Raw genomic sequence first — 14,878 nt, forward strand, 5'->3', positions numbered from 1 at the left:
CGATTCCGTTAAAACAGGAGCCGCTCTAATTATCAGCCTTGCTGCTATTCCACTGTCAGCATGGCTTCCAGACGGCAGAGGACGGAATGCTGCTCGGCATCCGTCAGGATATCACAATCAAGGATCTTGCCGCTTTCCATGCCGGCAATGGCCAGATAGGCGATCAGCGTCGTATCGGGATCAGCCGCATCCCTAATCATCCGGTCCAGCAATGCCCGGTGGTAGTGGCGCACCGGCACCATGAAGCTCGGATCGTCGGCGAGCGCGGCCAGGATGCCGCATGCGGGCGCTTCGCTGTCGGTCTGAACCCGGTAAACATCGAGAAAAGCCCGCGCCACGCGGTTTTTATCGCCTTTCTGGAGTGTTTCCTGAACCTCCATGGCGTGTCCATGCTCTTTCATATATTCTTCAACAACGGCTTCGAGCAGTTTGGCCTTTGTCGGAAAAGAATAAAGCAATCCGCCTTTTGAAAGCCCCGCACGGGCTGCCACCGCATCGAGGGAGAGATGAGCGGGGCCAATTTCCCGAGCAAGCTCGGTAGCGGCGCGCAAGATTCTTTCGCGCGACGAGACTTTCTTTTTCGCTAACAACGGACTTGCATCTCCTGACAGTTCGAGTGTTGACAATACCGTCCAGACGGTACAGTTATTCGCCACTCTCGTTCAAGTAAAATACGCGCGACCTTTGCGTGAATGCGAAAGAAGGCCCCGCGGTCAAACCCTCTAACCCTGATCGATCAGGGAGCCACTTGGAGTGCATCCGCAATGATCAAGCGCCTTATTCTGGCAATCATATTCCTCGTGATCGTCGTTGGTGGCCTCGTCGGCTTTAACCTGTTCCGATCAAAGGCCATCAAGGATTTCTTCGCCAACATGCAGCAGCCCGCCCAGACGGTCTCGACCGTCACGGTGGAACCGGGTGTGTGGAAACCGGGCGTCGAAGCCATCGGCACCGCCAATGCGCTGAACGGCGTGGACCTGACCGTGCAGCTCGACGGCATTGTGCAGAAGATCAACTTCAAGGCCAATCAGGACGTCAAGCAGGGCGATGTCCTGCTGCAAATGGAAGACAGCATCCAGAAGGCCGATCTTGAGGCCGCGGAAGCGGAAGCCGTGCTGGCACAGCAAAACCTCAAGCGCGCCGACACGCTGCGCACGCGCGGCGTCGGCGCGGTGTCGAATGTCGACACGACCGCTTCGGCTGCCAATGCCGCCGTGGCCGTCGTGGAAAAAATGCGCGCAACGCTGGCGCAGAAATCCGTCAGGGCTCCGTTTTCCGGCGTCGTCGGCATTCCGAAGGTCGATCTTGGCCAGTATCTGACGCCCGGCACCGTGATCGCCACCTTGCAGAACACCGACGTGATGCGCATCGACTTCACCGTGCCGGAACAGTCGCTCCCGTCCATCAAGCTCGGACAGACCGTCAAGGTCGGTTCGTCGGCGCAGGCGCTCGACTTCACAGGCACGATTGTCGGCATCGATCCCAAGATCGATCCCGCGACGCGTCTCGTCTCGGTGCGCGCCGAAGTGCAGAACCCCGATCACAAGCTGACGCCCGGCCAGTTCGTGCAGGTCCGCGTCGAACTGCCGGAAGAAGACAATGTCATCGCTCTCCCGCAGACGACGATCATCTCCAGCCTTTATGGTGATTATGTCTATGCGGTGCGCCCGGAACAGAAGCAGGACGGCACGAAAGCCGCCGATGCAAAGCCGGAAGAGGGCGAAAAGCAGGTGGCCCAGCAGGTTTTCATCAAGCTTGGGCGCCGTTATTCCGGCCTTGTTGAAGTGACGAGCGGCCTCAAGGCCGGCGACATCATCATCACCGCAGGCCAGAACCGGCTTTCGCCCGGCGTGCCGGTGAAAATCGACAACACCGTCAATCCCGTTCCGGCCGGCCAAGCGGCTGACAAGCAATAGGCGATCCCGATGAGCTTTTCCGATATTTTCATTCGGCGCCCCGTGCTTGCCACGGTAGTCGCCCTCATGATTATTCTGTTGGGCCTTCAGGGGATCGCGCAGCTGACTGTGCGCGAATATCCCAAGGTCGACGAAACCGTCATCACGATCACGACCAACTATGCCGGTGCGAGTGCCGATCTCATTCAGGGCTTCATCACCGCGCCGATCGCCGAAGCGGTCGCGACCACTGAAAACATCGACTATGTGACCTCGTCGAGCCGCCCGTCGTCGAGCACCGTGACCGTGCAGATGAAGCTCGGCGCAAACCCCGATGCGGCGCTGACGGAAGTGATCGCCAAGGTCAATCAGGTGCGCGGCGACCTGCCGGACGAATCCGACGATCCGGTCATCGTGAAGGGCACGGGCCAGAACTTCGCCACCATGTATCTGGCGGCGCAGAACCCGAACATGACGAGCGAACAGATCACCGAATATCTGGAACGCGTCATCCAGCCGCGCATGTCCACCATCCAGGGCGTCGCAAAGGCTGAAATCCTCGGCGGTCAGGTCTATTCGATGCGCGTCTGGCTCGATCCGATCCAGCTTGCGGCGCGCCAGATCACGGCGCCGGAGGTGCTGGCGGCGATCAAGGCCTCCAACTTCCTGTCGGCGCCAGGCACCACGAAGAACGAATATGTCGCGTCCTCGATCACGCTGAAATCGACCTTGCAGACCCCGGAAGCCTTCGGCGCCATGCCGATAAAGGCTTCGGGCGACGATGTCGTTCGTCTGCGCGATGTGGCGCGGGTGGAACTTGCGGCAAAGAGCACGGACACCATCGTTTCGTTCAACGGTTCGGCGGGTACATTCCTCGGCGTCTTCCCGACACCGGCGGCAAACCCCATCGACATGGCGGCGGCCGTCCGCAAGGAACTGCCGTCGATCCAGGCATCGCTGCCGGAAGGCATGTCGCTGGTTCTGGTTTACGACGCGACCGAGCAGATCAGCTCGTCGATCAAGGAGGTCTTCACCACCATCGGCGAAGCCGTGGCGATCGTCATTCTGGTCATCATCGTCTTCCTCGGTTCGTTCCGCTCGATCCTGATCCCGATTGTCACGATCCCGATCTCGCTGATCGGCGTGTGCTTCTTCCTTTATGTGCTCGGCTTCTCGATCAATCTGTTGTCGCTGCTTGCCATGGTTCTCGCCATCGGCCTCGTGGTCGATGACGCGATCGTGGTTCTGGAAAACATCCACCGGCATATCGAGGAGGGCCTCAGGCCCATGGATGCCGCGTTCAAGGGCATGAAGGAAATCACCGGCTCGATCATCGCCATGACGATCACGCTGGCGGCGGTGTTCGCACCGCTCGGCTTCACGGGCGGCCTGACAGGCGCGCTGTTCCGCGAATTCGCCTTCACGCTCGCCGGTGCCGTCATCATCTCCGGCATTGCCGCCTTGACGATCTCGCCGATGATGTGTGCGCGCATGCTCAAGCATGGCGACCAGACCCGGTTCCAGAAATTCATCGACCGGACCTTCTCGCGCTTCGAGAAGTGGTATCACCGCCGCGTCTCCAACTCGCTCGACTATCGCGGCATTACGCTGATGATCGTTGTCGCGCTGATGGGACTGACGGGTTTCCTGTTCATGAACACGTCGAGCGAACTGGCGCCGGAAGAAGATTCCGGCGCGCTGTTCTCGATGTTCCAGGCGCCGCAATATGCAACCTCGGCCTATACCAATCTCTATGCCGAACAGATCGACGAACTGACGAAGGATCTTCCCGAACTGAAGACCCGTTTCCAGATCGTCGGCATGGATGGCGGCACGACATCGGGTATCGCGCTGTGGGTTCTCAAAGACTGGAACGACCGTTCGCGCTCGCAAAAGGAGATCCAGCAGGACCTGACCGCACGTATCTCCAAGGTCGCGGGCGTGCAGGCTTTCATCTTCGCGCCTCCATCCCTGCCGGGAACGGGCGGCGGCCTGCCGATTTCGATCGCATTGCAGTCGACCGGTCCGGCCGATCAGGTCTTCGCGCTGGCCGAGGAAATCAAGAACGAGGCGCAGGCTTCCGGCCAGTTCATCATCGTGCAGAACTCGCTCTCCTTCAACGCGCCGCAGATCACGATCACCATCGACCGTGACCGCGCGGCGACGCTGGGCGTGCAGATCAGCGACATCGGTTCGACGCTCGGTCTTCTGACCGGCGGCGCATCGGTCGCCAAGTTCGACCGCGATTCAAACAGCTATGACATCATCACGCAGGTGCCGGACAATTATCGTTCAAACCCGGAAAAGCTCGGCGATTTCTATGTGCGCAGCGTTTCCGGCTCGATGATCCCGCTATCGTCGGTCATCACGATCAACCAGAACGCTTCGCCTGCGGCAATCGAACAGTTCAACCAGTTGAACTCGGCCACGATTTCAGCCTTGCCGCTGCCGGGCGTCACAACCGGGCAGGGCCTGCAAACACTGGTCGATCTGGCCAAGTCCAAGATGCCGGAAGGCTTCTTCCTGGATTATTCCGGCCAGTCGCGTCTGGAAGTGGAGCAGGGCAACACGATCCTGATCGCCTTCGGCCTTGCCGTCATCGTGATCTATCTCGTGCTTGCGGCGCAGTTCGAAAGCTTCCGCGATCCGTTCATCATCATGATGTCGGTTCCGCTTTCGATCTTCGGCGCCATCGTGCCGCTGAATATTGGTCTGGGCACGCTCAACATCTATACGCAGGTCGGCCTCATCACCCTTGTCGGGCTGATTACCAAGCACGGCATTCTGATGGTGGAATTCGCCAATCAGCAACGCCGCCTGCATGGCCTGTCGCGCCGGGAAGCAATCGTCGTCGCGGCTGAAACCCGCCTGCGCCCGATCCTGATGACGACTGCAGCCATGGCGCTCGGTGTCGTGCCGCTCATCATCGCGACGGGTGCGGGGGCAGCCGCGCGTTACTCGATGGGTCTGGTGATCTTCACCGGCATCGTGATCGGTACGATCTTCACGCTGTTCGTGGTGCCGATGTTCTACACCTTCATCGCGAAAAAGGACGTGGAAGGCGAATATGTCGCGCCTTCGGAAGAGGGCAGCGGGCCGACGGGACCAACTTCGGCGCAACATCACTGAAACTTGCGTTGAACCAATGACAAAGGGCGGCCTAGAAATAGGTCGCCCTTTTTGTTTCCCCGACGTTGCAAACGCTGCGTTCCAACCCATATGAGCCGGTATGATTCCCTTATCCGTTCTCGATCTTTCGCCCGTTCCCGAAGGTAGCGATGCAGCGCAGTCGCTGCGCAACACGCTGGAACTTGCGCAACATGCCGAACGGCTCGGCTTCCACCGTTACTGGCTGGCCGAACACCACAATATGCCGGGTATCGCCAGCGCCGCGACATCCGTGGTCATTGGTTACGTCGCCAACGGCACCTCGAAAATCCGTGTCGGCGCGGGCGGCGTGATGCTGCCCAATCATTCACCTCTGGTGATTGCGGAACAGTTCGGCACGCTTGCCTCCCTGTTTCCGGGCCGTATTGATCTCGGTCTTGGGCGCGCGCCCGGCACCGACCAGATCACCGCCCATGCGCTGCGTCGCAATCTCGACAGCGATGCCAATGCCTTTCCGCAGGATGTGGTTGAGTTGCTCAACTATTTCAAAACAGCCGAACCCGGACAGCGCGTGCGCGCGGTACCGGGCGAGGGGCTGGACGTGCCTGTCTGGATTCTCGGTTCCAGCCTGTTCGGCGCACAGCTTGCCGCCATGCTGGGACTGCCCTACGCATTTGCCTCGCACTTCGCGCCTGCGGAAATGGAGCGCGCCATCGCGCTTTATCGCGAGCGGTTCGAGCCATCCGAATATATGCAAAAGCCTTACGTGATGCTGGGCCTCAATGTGATTGCGGCCGATACCGACGAAGAGGCGAACTATCTTTTCACCTCGCAGCTACAGGCATTCGTCAACCTGCGCAGCGGTCGCACCGGCAAGCTTCCGGCGCCAGTCGAGGGCTATGCGGAGCGGCTCGATCCGGCGGCACAGGCGCTCGTCCGTCAGATGCTGTCATGCCGCGTGGTCGGCGGGCCGGAGACCGTGGCAAAGGGCATCAAGGCCTTTGCGGAAAGCACCGGCGCCGATGAGCTGATGCTGACCGGCATGATCCACGATCACGAGAAGCGCCTGCATTCATACGAGATCGCAAGCCGGTCAATCGCCTGACCGCTCGCCTTTGATTTCTGCCAGAAGCCAATCCCGGAACGCCGACACCGCCGGAGTGCCCGAACGCGCCTTCGGCGTCACAAAATAATAGCTGCTCGGGCTTTTGACCGTATGCGGGAAGGCGACGACAAGCTGGCCGCTTTCAATCTCGGCGCGAATGAGAAACAGCGGCATCAGCGCAACGCCAAGTCCGGCAATGCAGGCCTGCGAGACATTGGAAAACTGCTCGAAGCGCATACCCGGAGAAACCGGCGCGACCATATCGAGGCTCCTGAACCAGTGATCCCATGCACCGGGACGCGAGGCCATGTTGAACAAAGGAAGCGGCAGGAGATCGGCGGGCGCCTGAACCGGGTTTCGCTGGAGAAAAGCCGGGCTGCACACCGGCGCCACCGTTTCATCCATCAGGAAGACGCTGTCGGCATTGGGCCAGTCGGGCTGTCCGATATGGATCGCCGCGTCCAGCCCTTCGCGATCGAAATCGAACTGGCCGATGCGCGTCGCAAAATTGAGGATGATGTCCGGGTATTTCGTCACGAAACGCGGTATGCGCGGTATCAGCCAGCGCGTCCCGAATGTCGGCAGGAAAGCGAGATTGAGCGTCGTGCCGCGCATCTGCGACATGACTTGCAGCGAAGCCCCCCGGATCGACGCCAGCGCCGGGCCCACCGCCTTCAGATAGGCGCGCCCGGCATCGGACAGAACCACATGGCGGCTGGTGCGGTCGAACAATGCTGTCCCGAGCTGCTCTTCAAGCGCTGCGATCTGTCGGCTCACCGCGCCTTGCGTCAGCGACAGTTCCTCGGCCGCAGCCGAAAAGCTTTCATGCCGCGCAACCGCATCGAAGGCGGCAAGCGCACTGGTGGAGGGAAGCAGGCGGCGTGAAATCGAGGTCATGATCCATTACTAAATGGAATAGATCGATGAGTAAACGTCGATTGCACCGAACCGCTGCACGGTTCATATTCCGTGCAAATTTTCATTGAGGAGAATACACTGATGTCACGTGCGGCTTTTAGCTGGGAAGACCCGTTTCTGCTGGATGACCAGCTGACCGAAGACGAGCGCATGATCCGCGACTCGGCCAGGGCTTTTGCGACGGATGTTCTGGCGCCCCGCGTTGAAAAGGCCTATCTGGACGAGACGACCGATCCGGAACTCTTCCGCCTGATGGGGCAGTCCGGTCTTCTGGGCGTGACGCTTCCGGAAGAATATGGCGCGGCCAATGCGGGCTATGTTTCCTACGGGCTGGTGGCGCGTGAGGTGGAGCGCGTCGATTCCGGTTATCGTTCGATGATGAGCGTGCAATCCTCGCTCGTAATGTATCCGATCTATGCCTATGGCTCGGACGAACAGCGCAAGAAATATCTTCCGGGTCTCGTCTCGGGCGAACTGATCGGCTGCTTCGGCCTGACAGAGCCCGATGCGGGCTCCGATCCGGCAGGCATGAAGACCCGCGCCGAAAAGATCGACGGCGGCTATCGCCTCAGCGGCTCGAAGATGTGGATTTCGAATGCGCCGATCGCCGATGTGTTCGTCGTCTGGGCGAAGTCTGCCGCGCACGACAATGCCATTCGCGGCTTCATCCTCGAAAAGGGCATGAAGGGCCTTTCCGCACCGAAGATCGGCGGCAAGCTTTCGCTGCGCGCCTCGATCACGGGCGAAATCGTCATGGATGGCGTCGAGGTTTCGGAAGATGCGCTGCTGCCCAATGTCTCCGGCCTCAAGGGCCCGTTCGGCTGCCTCAATCGCGCCCGTTACGGCATTTCCTGGGGCGTGCTGGGTGCGGCGGAAGATTGCTGGTTCCGCGCCCGCCAGTACGGTCTTGACCGCAAGCAGTTCGATAAGCCACTGGCCGGCACGCAGCTTTACCAGAAGAAGCTTGCCGACATGCAGACCGAAATCGCTCTCGGCCTTCAGGCTTCGTTGCGCGTCGGCCGTCTGTTCGATGAAGGCAAGATGGCGCCGGAAATGATTTCCATCGTCAAGCGCAACAATTGCGGCAAGGCGCTCGATATTGCGCGCCAGGCACGCGATATGCATGGCGGCAACGGTATCCAGATCGAATACCACGTCATGCGCCACGCGCAGAATCTGGAAACGGTGAACACCTATGAGGGCACGCATGACGTTCATGCGCTGATCCTGGGCCGCGCCCAGACGGGTATTCAGGCTTTCTTCTGATCGCTGGTCGCCCAAGCCTCCCAAGCGGGCCCGTTCGCAGTTTGCGGGCGGGCCCTTCTATTTTTGTACGGGATTGAAAAAATGCAGAACACGCCGCTTGATGGTCTCAAGGTGGTAGAACTGGCGCGCATTCTTGCCGGGCCATGGGTCGGGCAGACGCTTTCGGACCTCGGCGCCGACGTCATCAAGGTGGAAAGCCCCGAAGGCGACGATACGCGCAAATGGGGCCCGCCATTCATCGATGTGGAGGGCGAGCAGTCGGCCGCCTATTTCCACGCCTGCAATCGCGGCAAACGCTCGATTACGGCGGATTTCCGCACCGAGGAGGGCAGGGAACTGGTGCGCCGGCTGGTAGCTGACGCCGATGTCGTCATCGAAAACTTCAAGCTGGGCGGCCTCGACAAATATGGCCTCGACTATGAGAGCCTGAAGGCCATCAATCCGCGCCTGATCTATTGCTCGATCACCGGTTTCGGCCATACCGGCCCTTATGCGGAGCGCGCGGGCTATGATTTCATGATCCAGGGCATGGGCGGCATCATGGATCTCACCGGCGAGCCTGACGGTGAGCCGCAGAAGACCGGCGTGGCCTTTGCCGACATTTTCACCGGGCTTTACAGCGTGATCGCGATCCAGTCCGCACTCATCATGCGCGCGCGCACCGGCATCGGCCAGCATATCGACATGGCGCTGTTCGACTGCATGTCGGCGGTCCTTGCCAATCAGGCCATGAATTTTCTGGCGTCAGGCATATCGCCCAAGCGCATGGGCAATGCGCATCCGAACATCGCGCCCTATCAGACGCTGCCTGTTTCCGACGGCTATTTCATCATCGCCTGCGGCAATGACGGACAATTCGGCAAACTGACGTCCCTGCTGGGGATTGGCGACATCGCCGCCGACGAGCGTTTCGCCAGCAATTCGGCGCGTGTGGCCAACCGGGCCGCGCTGACGGCACTTCTGGAAGAAAAGACACGTGCCTGGAAACGCGACGATCTTCTGGCCGAACTTGCTAGAATCGGCGTACCCGCCGGTCCGATCAACACGGTCGCCGATGTGTTCGCAGACCCGCAATTTGCGGCGAGGGCGATGAAGATCGACCCGCAGGGGGTTCCCGGCCTGCGGACGCCTATCCGCTTCTCCGATGCCCAATTGAAGCTCGACAAGCGTTCGCCGAAGCTCGGAGAGCACAGCGACGCGATCCTGTCGGAAATCGGCAAAAGCTGATTGAACGGACAGTCATTCTATCGACGCGCTCTTCATCGAAGGGCGCGTTTTGTTTGTCTTGCCTTGATAAGAAGTGAATGTCTCTAATCAAGAAACAGCTTCAACCCCTTGCGGGGAAAGCATTTTAAATTGTTCTTGAGAGAAGATGGTGCGGTCGAGAAGACTCGAACTTCCACGGGTTGCCCCACAGCGACCTCAACGCTGCGCGTCTACCAATTCCGCCACGACCGCCCGTGGTAGGAGCCGAACTCCGTCGGCGAGTGGGCATTTAGCAAATCACTTTGGGGTGCACAAGCCCCATCTGCATCTTCCGGCAATCTTTTTGGAAAAGAATGTGAAAAAGCGGAGGCCGGAGCGCCATGGATGCTGTCAAAACCCCGATTTTCCGGGCTTTTTCAAAGACTTCCATAAATCAAAAAATTCTTAGAGAAACGTCATCAAGTAGGAGCATGACGGCAGCCAAGACGGCTGCGGCGGATAATGAAGCGCGAATCCGGCGAATCCATCGCGCCCGGATTCGTCTCGACCATCAAAATATCAGCCCGCAATGCCCTGAAGGCGCCGGATATCCTCAAGGCGCTTCAAGGTTTCCGTATAACCGGCATCGATTGCCTCGGATGCACGATGGAAATCAGCAAGCCCGATCTGCCCCACAATCGGCATCAGCGTGACATCCGGCGGATCGCCTGCCATGCGGGCCCGTGAAATGCGGTCCTGAATGATGTTGAAGGCTTCCATCATCACGCCCGTAATGCCAAGGCGCGCTTCCTTCTCGCCGTGAATGGCCTCAGAGAGGCTGTCCTGGCGCGTTTGCGCATGTTTGATGACCGCAGCGCGGCCATATTGGTCGTAGTGCAGATTGACGGCCAGAACCAGGCGCTGCTCATAGGCGCGGCACACGGATACAGGCACCGGATTGACCAGTGCGCCATCCACCAGAACACGCTCCTGCCAGCGCACCGGCTCGAAAACGCCGGGCAGGGCATAGGAGGCGCGCATGGCTTCCACCAGAGGCCCGGAGGACAGCCAGATTTCGTGACCGGTGCGCAATTCCGTGCAGATGGCGACGAAGGGGCGGTCCAGCTCCTCGATGCGCAGGCCGTCGAGATGCTCGCGCAGACGGCCATCGAGCTTCATGCCGCCGAACAGCCCGCTGCCGCGAAACGTGATGTCGAGAAGATTGAACATGCGCCGCCTTGTGAGGCTGCGGGCGAATTCTTCCAGTTCATCGAGCTTTCCGGCCAGATAGCAGCCGCCCACGAGCGCGCCGATCGAAGTTCCGGCAATCATCTCTATATCGATATTGGCTTCGTCCAGCGCCCGCAAAACGCCGATATGCGCCCAGCCGCGCGCGGCCCCGCCGCCCAGCGCCAAGGCTATCCGGCGCGGCTCGCGCTTGATTTCAGGCGTTTCAGCGATTTCATCCGTCGGCGGTGCAAGGTCGTTATTCGCAGCCTTCCGCCGCTGCACCCATGCAAGCATCACGATGGACACCTCTTCGTCTCGACTTGGAGCATTTCCCGCAAAAGGCAGAAGCGGCTTGCGTCAGGAAATGCGCAGATCAATCAGCTAAAGCGATTCCGACAGTTCCGTATCATGAGAACCGCTTCAGATTAGCGAAACATAGTATCCAAAGAATAAATGTCGCGAATTGATGGCGCGACTCCTATTCGCGCCATCACATCCTTTTGACCGGGGTTAATGCTCGTGATCGCAGGCTGTTTCCATCGTCAGCGATATTTTTCCGTCGGCTGACAACACCTGCCGATAAAAGCAGGAACGGCGGCCCGTATGGCAGGTTGGCCCGTCGCCCGCGACGCGCACTTTGAGCCAGAGCGCATCCTGGTCGCAATCCGTGCGCAATTCGACCACGCTTTGCAGGTTGCCTGACGTTTCGCCCTTTTTCCAGAGCGTGGACCGCGAGCGCGACCAGTAATGCGCGATCCCCGTTTCGAGGGTGAGCCGCAGCGCTTCCTCGTTCATATGGGCGACCATCAGCAATTCGCCGTCGCGCGCGTCGGTCACGACCGCGGTGATGAGACCGGATGCATCGAAGCGCGGCATGAATGCCGCGCCTTCTTCAATCGCCTTCTTGTCCGAAGGCTGGGCGGGAAAGAAGCTCATTGTCCTGATCGCCTGCCGCTTATCGGCGGGTCAGGGTCATGAAACGCACCTGCTCCTCCGCATTCACCTGCATTTCGCCGGTAAATGTGGTGGTGATGGTCGTCGAACCCTGCTTGCGGATGCCGCGCATGGCCATGCACATATGTTCCGCCTCGATCATGACGGCAACGCCGCGCGGCTTCAAAATACGCTGAATGCTGTCGGCGATTTGTGCGGTGATGCTTTCCTGCGTCTGCAGGCGGCGCGCAAAAATATCTACCACGCGCGCAATCTTGGAAAGACCGACCACCTTATGGTCCGGCAGATAGGCCACATGCGCCTTGCCGATGATCGGCACCATATGGTGCTCGCAATGCGAATGGAACGAAATATCCTTCACGAGGACGAGATCGTTATAGCCGCCGACTTCCTCGAACACCGTGCCGAGGACATCTTCCGGGCTTTCCGCATAGCCTGCGAACAATTCCTTATAGGCCTTGGCGACGCGCTTCGGCGTTTCCAGAAGGCCTTCACGCTCCGGGTCGTCTCCGGCCCAGAGCAAAAGCGTGCGCACGGCCGCTTCCGCATCGGCCTGCGTCGGCTTGCCATGCAAAAGGGCTATGTCTGCCTGCGTGTTCGGCAGGCTGGATTCGTCATCTTCTTTGAGGATGCGAGCGTCCATCAGTATTCTCCAGTAGTCTCCTTCAGGGAGGAGACGAGTTAAACGGACAATACAACGATACGCTTTGCGAGCGGGCGATGTATTGATCCGGCGCTTTGGATCACCGGACAGGTTTTCGTGCGACTGCCCCCGGATCTGTGCTCATCTTACCTATGGCGCAGACGCTACCTGCCTATTATATAGACAATAAATTGCAACTTCAAACCGCAGCCGGGCGACAAATTTATGTTTTTCTCCGGCAGAGCGGAAGGTTCGCCGCCATGATCGATGATATTTATAACAAACGCATCCTGGAATTCGCCGGAAACATGGAACGCATCGGGCGCCTTCCCGAGCCCGACGCAGTTGCCAAGGTGCATTCCAAACTGTGCGGATCGACCGTTACGGTCTATCTGAAAATGACCGATGGCGTGGTGACGGACTTCGCGCATGAGGTAAAAGCCTGCGCGCTCGGTCAGGCATCGTCCTCCGTGATGGCGCGCAATATCATCGGCGCTTCCGCGGAGGAACTGAAAGCCGTGCGCGACGAAATGTACAGGATGCTGAAGGAAGATGGCCCGGCCCCCGAGGGACGTTTCGCCGACTTGCAATATTTCACCCCTGTTCGCGAATACAAAGCCCGCCATGCTTCCACGTTGCTGACCTTCGATGCGGTTGTCGATTGCATCCGCCAGATCGAGGAAAAGGCCAAAGCCGCCTGATGTGTGTCTGCGGCAAGGATCACACGGGCGAGGGCGGACGAAAGCGCTATAGCCGGAATTTCACCGATCCCTGGCGCAAGACGCCGGGCAGGCTGATCGGCACGTCGTTCGTGCGGCTCTATCAGGTCACGCTGTCATCGCTGATCGGCAATTCCTGCCGCCATCTGCCGACCTGCTCCGAATATACCTACGAAGCCATTGCCCGCCACGGCCTGTGGAGCGGCGGGTGGATGGGGCTTTTTCGCGTCATGCGTTGCGGACCGTTCGGTACCCATGGTTTTGATCCGGTGCCCCGGACGCTTGCTGGCGATCAGAAATGGTATCTGCCCTGGCGATACTGGCGCTGCTCGTCGCCCAGCCGTGAATTCTGACAGTTTTTTGTTAGCTGATTATAATTCATTAAGGATATCAACGTTTCATTGAGAATTGGAATTTAAGGCAGTGCTGTGGTCTTTTTCGGGCCGCAATTTGCCTGCATGTCCCCCCGGCGTCCTTATTCCTGTGAGCTGTTATGCTGAATTCACCGTCCCGCCTTTCACGTCTCATTGCATCCCTGGCACTCGGTGCGAGCGTGCTTTGTACGTCCGCGGCGATGGCGAATACGTCCTGGGTCGTCTTCGATGCCGATAGCGGGCGAATCCTCGGCCAGGACGATGCCAATGTGCAGCGCGCGCCCGCATCTCTGGCCAAGATGATGACGCTTTACCTGACCTTTGAAGGCCTCAAGACCGGCACGCTGCACTGGGACGACGCCATGCCTGTGTCGAAAAATGCGGCTGCGAAGGTTCGCATGAAGCTCTGGCTGAAGCCCGGCGAGACGATCACCGTGCGCGATGCGGTCAATGCCATGATCATCGTGTCGGCCAACGATGCCGCAACGGTGATGGGCGAATATATCGCGGGATCGGAAGCGGCTTTTGGCCGGCTGATGACGCAGCGCGCGCGCCAGATCGGCATGAAGAGCACATTCTTCGTCAATCCCTCGGGCCTGACCGCAAAGGCGACCCAGCTCACGACGGCGCGCGACATGGCCGTGCTGGGCATGGCGCTGCGCCGCGATTTCCCCGATCGGTATGCGCTGTTTTCGCAGCGTTCCTTCACTTTTCGCGACCGTGTTCGCAATGGCCACAACAATCTGATGTATCGCTATCAGGGCGTTGACGGCATCAAGACCGGCTATACGGATGTGTCCGGCTATAACCTCGTTTCATCGGCCGTCATCAACAACCGGCATCTTGTCGGCGTCGTTCTGGGGGCCGGATCGGCGCGGCAGCGCGACGACCAGATGGCGAAACTGCTGACACGCTTTGGCACCGAAGGCGCCGATGCCGGGGGGCAGCTGGTTGCCATGGCCAAGCCGCAGCCGGTGGCAAAAAAACTTGCAGCCGCACAGCCGAAGGCTGATGCCGTTGCCGATCTGATCGATGATTCCCGCATCGAGCAGGGCGATGGCGGCTTCCTGATTGCTTCGGCCGCGACAGCATCGGCCTGGACGATCCAGCTTGGCGCGCCGCCGACGCTTGCCGGTGCGCGGGAATTGCAGGCCAGATACCGCCCCGCGGTCGACAAGGTTGCGCCCGGCCTGAAGGCTGAAATTTCGCCTGCCGAAAAACGCCGCAAGGTTTATCGCGTCCGGTTTGCCGGTTTCAGGGATTCGGCTTCCGCCGAAAAGGCATGTGCGCAACTGAAGCAGCAGAAGATCGCCTGCCTTCCGATCCGCAACTGATTTTTTGCCTTGTCCGTCAAAGGGCGCGGCCTGGCGCTGTCAGTCTATCGCGCTTTACTGGCTGGACAAAAGGGATTAGAAGCCACAACTCAGTTTCATACGCATGAACCCACCCGCAATCGTTGGCGGGACTGGATAAGGATGATC

13 protein-coding genes and 1 tRNA gene are annotated in these 14,878 nt (G+C 59.5%); 8 read left to right on the plus strand and 6 right to left on the minus strand.

Annotated elements, in window-relative coordinates:
• Positions 1 to 44 precede the first annotated feature (44 nt).
• Positions 45 to 590, minus strand: coding sequence for a TetR/AcrR family transcriptional regulator (locus AVM02_RS07300; RefSeq protein WP_411506341.1), 546 nt, complete (start codon positions 588 to 590; stop codon positions 45 to 47).
• A 174-nt stretch (positions 591 to 764) separates the two neighbouring features.
• Between AVM02_RS07300 and AVM02_RS07305 the strand changes: the two genes are divergently transcribed.
• From AVM02_RS07305 to AVM02_RS07315, 3 genes are all read left to right on the plus strand, one after another.
• Entirely contained in the window at positions 765 to 1,916 is a 1,152-nt protein-coding gene (locus AVM02_RS07305; protein WP_411506304.1) for an efflux RND transporter periplasmic adaptor subunit, read from the plus strand.
• A gap of 9 nt (positions 1,917 to 1,925) precedes the next feature.
• Positions 1,926 to 5,024 carry an efflux RND transporter permease subunit gene (locus tag AVM02_RS07310; protein ID WP_411506305.1) on the plus strand — a complete coding sequence of 1,033 codons (3,099 nt, stop codon included), beginning with the start codon at positions 1,926 to 1,928 and terminating at the stop codon, positions 5,022 to 5,024.
• A 100-nt stretch (positions 5,025 to 5,124) separates the two neighbouring features.
• A complete protein-coding gene (locus tag AVM02_RS07315; RefSeq protein WP_411506306.1) occupies positions 5,125 to 6,108 on the plus strand; it encodes an LLM class flavin-dependent oxidoreductase in 984 nt (327 codons plus the stop codon).
• Here AVM02_RS07315 and AVM02_RS07320 read toward each other — a convergent pair.
• A complete protein-coding gene (locus tag AVM02_RS07320) occupies positions 6,097 to 7,005 on the minus strand; it encodes a LysR family transcriptional regulator (protein WP_411506307.1) in 909 nt (302 codons plus the stop codon). The genes AVM02_RS07315 and AVM02_RS07320 overlap by 12 nt on opposite strands.
• Positions 7,006 to 7,107: 102 nt before the next feature.
• Here AVM02_RS07320 and AVM02_RS07325 point away from each other — a divergent pair, with 102 nt between their 5' ends.
• Positions 7,108 to 8,292: an acyl-CoA dehydrogenase gene (locus tag AVM02_RS07325; protein ID WP_411506308.1), complete on the plus strand. Its 1,185-nt coding sequence runs from the start codon at positions 7,108 to 7,110 to the stop codon at positions 8,290 to 8,292.
• A gap of 81 nt (positions 8,293 to 8,373) precedes the next feature.
• On the plus strand, positions 8,374 to 9,519 hold the full coding sequence (locus AVM02_RS07330; protein WP_411506309.1) for a CaiB/BaiF CoA transferase family protein: 1,146 nt from the start codon (positions 8,374 to 8,376) through the stop codon (positions 9,517 to 9,519).
• A gap of 146 nt (positions 9,520 to 9,665) precedes the next feature.
• Here the strand turns inward: AVM02_RS07330 and AVM02_RS07335 are convergent.
• The 4 genes from AVM02_RS07335 to folE all read right to left on the minus strand — a co-directional run bounded on the left by AVM02_RS07335 (position 9,666) and on the right by folE (position 12,304).
• Positions 9,666 to 9,750, minus strand: a tRNA-Leu gene (locus AVM02_RS07335).
• Between the two features lie 306 nt (positions 9,751 to 10,056).
• Positions 10,057 to 11,004 carry a patatin family protein gene (locus AVM02_RS07340; protein ID WP_411506310.1) on the minus strand — a complete coding sequence of 316 codons (948 nt, stop codon included), beginning with the start codon at positions 11,002 to 11,004 and terminating at the stop codon, positions 10,057 to 10,059.
• 213 nt (positions 11,005 to 11,217) lie between these two features.
• On the minus strand, positions 11,218 to 11,643 hold the full coding sequence (gene hisI / locus AVM02_RS07345; protein ID WP_411506311.1) for a phosphoribosyl-AMP cyclohydrolase: 426 nt from the start codon (positions 11,641 to 11,643) through the stop codon (positions 11,218 to 11,220).
• Between the two features lie 19 nt (positions 11,644 to 11,662).
• Positions 11,663 to 12,304 (minus strand): GTP cyclohydrolase I FolE, encoded by a 642-nt coding sequence (folE, locus tag AVM02_RS07350; RefSeq protein WP_211694112.1) that lies wholly within the window; start codon positions 12,302 to 12,304, stop codon positions 11,663 to 11,665.
• A 260-nt stretch (positions 12,305 to 12,564) separates the two neighbouring features.
• On the opposite strand from folE, the gene AVM02_RS07355 reads away from it, so the two are divergent.
• The 3 genes from AVM02_RS07355 to AVM02_RS07365 all read left to right on the plus strand — a co-directional run bounded on the left by AVM02_RS07355 (position 12,565) and on the right by AVM02_RS07365 (position 14,731).
• Entirely contained in the window at positions 12,565 to 13,005 is a 441-nt protein-coding gene (locus AVM02_RS07355) for an iron-sulfur cluster assembly scaffold protein (RefSeq protein WP_411506312.1), read from the plus strand.
• Positions 13,005 to 13,376, plus strand: coding sequence for a membrane protein insertion efficiency factor YidD (gene yidD, locus AVM02_RS07360; RefSeq protein WP_411506313.1), 372 nt, complete (start codon positions 13,005 to 13,007; stop codon positions 13,374 to 13,376). The genes AVM02_RS07355 and yidD overlap by 1 nt, the downstream gene beginning before the upstream one ends.
• 140 nt (positions 13,377 to 13,516) lie before the next feature.
• Positions 13,517 to 14,731 (plus strand): serine hydrolase, encoded by a 1,215-nt coding sequence (locus tag AVM02_RS07365; protein ID WP_411506314.1) that lies wholly within the window; start codon positions 13,517 to 13,519, stop codon positions 14,729 to 14,731.
• Positions 14,732 to 14,878 lie beyond the last annotated feature (147 nt).

It is taken from the genome of Brucella anthropi (genome assembly GCF_046630315.1).
GTDB classification, from domain to species: Bacteria; Pseudomonadota; Alphaproteobacteria; order Rhizobiales; family Rhizobiaceae; genus Brucella; species Brucella anthropi_A.

Excerpts from the sequence above, each read along its gene's own strand:
- AVM02_RS07305 (WP_411506304.1), top strand. The coding sequence starts at position 765 with ATGATCAAGCGCCTTATTCTGGCAATCATATTCCTCGTGATCGTCGTT.
- AVM02_RS07310 (WP_411506305.1), top strand. The coding sequence starts at position 1,926 with ATGAGCTTTTCCGATATTTTCATTCGGCGCCCCGTGCTTGCCACGGTA.
- AVM02_RS07315 (WP_411506306.1), top strand. The coding sequence starts at position 5,125 with ATGATTCCCTTATCCGTTCTCGATCTTTCGCCCGTTCCCGAAGGTAGC.
- AVM02_RS07320 (WP_411506307.1), bottom strand. The coding sequence starts at position 7,005 with ATGACCTCGATTTCACGCCGCCTGCTTCCCTCCACCAGTGCGCTTGCC.
- AVM02_RS07325 (WP_411506308.1), top strand. The coding sequence starts at position 7,108 with ATGTCACGTGCGGCTTTTAGCTGGGAAGACCCGTTTCTGCTGGATGAC.
- AVM02_RS07330 (WP_411506309.1), top strand. The coding sequence starts at position 8,374 with ATGCAGAACACGCCGCTTGATGGTCTCAAGGTGGTAGAACTGGCGCGC.
- hisI (WP_411506311.1), bottom strand. The coding sequence starts at position 11,643 with ATGAGCTTCTTTCCCGCCCAGCCTTCGGACAAGAAGGCGATTGAAGAA.
- folE (WP_211694112.1), bottom strand. The coding sequence starts at position 12,304 with ATGGACGCTCGCATCCTCAAAGAAGATGACGAATCCAGCCTGCCGAAC.
- AVM02_RS07355 (WP_411506312.1), top strand. The coding sequence starts at position 12,565 with ATGATCGATGATATTTATAACAAACGCATCCTGGAATTCGCCGGAAAC.
- yidD (WP_411506313.1), top strand. The coding sequence starts at position 13,005 with ATGTGTGTCTGCGGCAAGGATCACACGGGCGAGGGCGGACGAAAGCGC.
- AVM02_RS07365 (WP_411506314.1), top strand. The coding sequence starts at position 13,517 with ATGCTGAATTCACCGTCCCGCCTTTCACGTCTCATTGCATCCCTGGCA.